The 1,372-nt window shown below is 71.9% G+C and carries 1 protein-coding gene and 1 pseudogene; both read left to right on the top strand.

Annotation, left to right across the window (positions count from 1 at the left end):
- Positions 1–180: hypothetical protein (locus IT540_RS20660; protein WP_291181766.1), on the top strand; the 180-nt coding region annotated here is incomplete at its 5' end.
- A gap of 103 nt (positions 181–283) precedes the next feature.
- Positions 284–1,372, top strand: a pseudogene (locus IT540_RS20655) (hypothetical protein); the annotation flags it as partial.

Genomic DNA, 1,372 nt, shown 5'->3' with positions numbered 1-1,372 from the left:
TGTGCCTGGCCGTCGAAGGCGCGCACCATGAGGAGGCCGGCCCCGACCGTCAATCCGGATCGCCGGGCCGGATTGCCAAGCCTGATCGCGGGCCTGGGCGGGGCCGGACATGCTAGCCTGGATTGCATCGTGGGCTTCCAAGGCGAGCAGAGCACCGGTCATGACGGAAATGCCCCGTAGCACCAAGATCATCCGGGGTTGCCCAGCCGTCCCGCCCGCTCGGGCATCCGGCGGCGGTCCGGGTCGAGCTCGAGCGGCCACGGGTTGATCGGCCGTCTCGACGATGAAGCCGCAGAGCTTGATTCCCATCGCGCTTCTGGCACTCCTGGCCCCGCTCGCGCTGTTCGCCCATCCGGCGATCCTGGACCATCCCTTCGAGACGGCGCGCCTTGCGATCCTGCTGCGTATCCTCGAGCCGGACGTCGCGCCGGGCGACTACCTGTTCGCGGGTTGGCGCCTGCCCAACGCCCTGGGCGACGCGCTCGGCGTGATGCTCGGCGCCTGGCTGCCGGCGGCGGTCGCGGCGCGCTGCGTCATCGCGACAGCCCTCAGCCTCCAGATCGTCGGGACCTATGGCCTCGCCGCCGCCTTGCGTCACCCGCAACCGGCCATTCCGGCGCTCGCGGCGACGCTGCTCGCCTGCAACTACATGGCGGCGGTCGGGTTGACCAATTTCCAGCTCGGCGCCGGTCTGGCCCTCGTCGCCCTGGCGGGATTTCTGGCGCTGCGCACGCGGTCGCTGCTCGGCGCGATCGCGCTGGTCGCGGTGGCGAGCCCGATCGTCGCGGCCGCCCATCTCGGCGCCTGGATTGCCTGCGGGGCCGCGATCGGCGGCGTGATGCTGCAGGCCATCCGGCGCGATCGCGGCGCCATGCACGAGGCGCTGTCGCTTGCGGTCGCGGCGCTGCGGCCCGCGGTCGCCTGGCTCTGGCCGTGGCTGGTCGATCCGGCAACGCGCCAGACGCCGAGTTGGGACTTCGGCGCCAAGCTCGCGGCACCCGTCGGGTTCTTCGTCGGCGATCCGACCTGGCGCGGCCTGGTGTGGGGCGGGGTGATGCTGTTCGCCGTCCTCGTCGCCGGGCGCGAACTGAAGCTTCGGCTGGCGCCGCAGGCGCAAGCGATGGTCCTTGCCATCGCCGCGCTCGTCATTGTGATGCCGACGCGCACCGCGACGACGATGCATCTCGACCTCCGGCTGATGGTGCCGCTCGCGATGGTCTGCGCCGCGGGCCTGCGCGGCGAGATCCTGTCGGGCAAGGTGCTGCACGGGCTCGTCGCCGCCGTGTTCGGCCTGCACGCCCTGCGCATCGCACTCTTCCTCCCCGCCTGGCAGGCGACCGATCTGTCGATCGCGCAGATCGAGGCGGCCGGA

The organism is Hyphomicrobium sp. (assembly GCF_020852195.1).
Taxonomy (GTDB): Bacteria; Pseudomonadota; Alphaproteobacteria; order Rhizobiales; family Hyphomicrobiaceae; genus Hyphomicrobium_C.
Note: the sequence above shows the minus strand (reverse complement) of the source record. Positions and strands in the feature narration are given on the sequence as shown.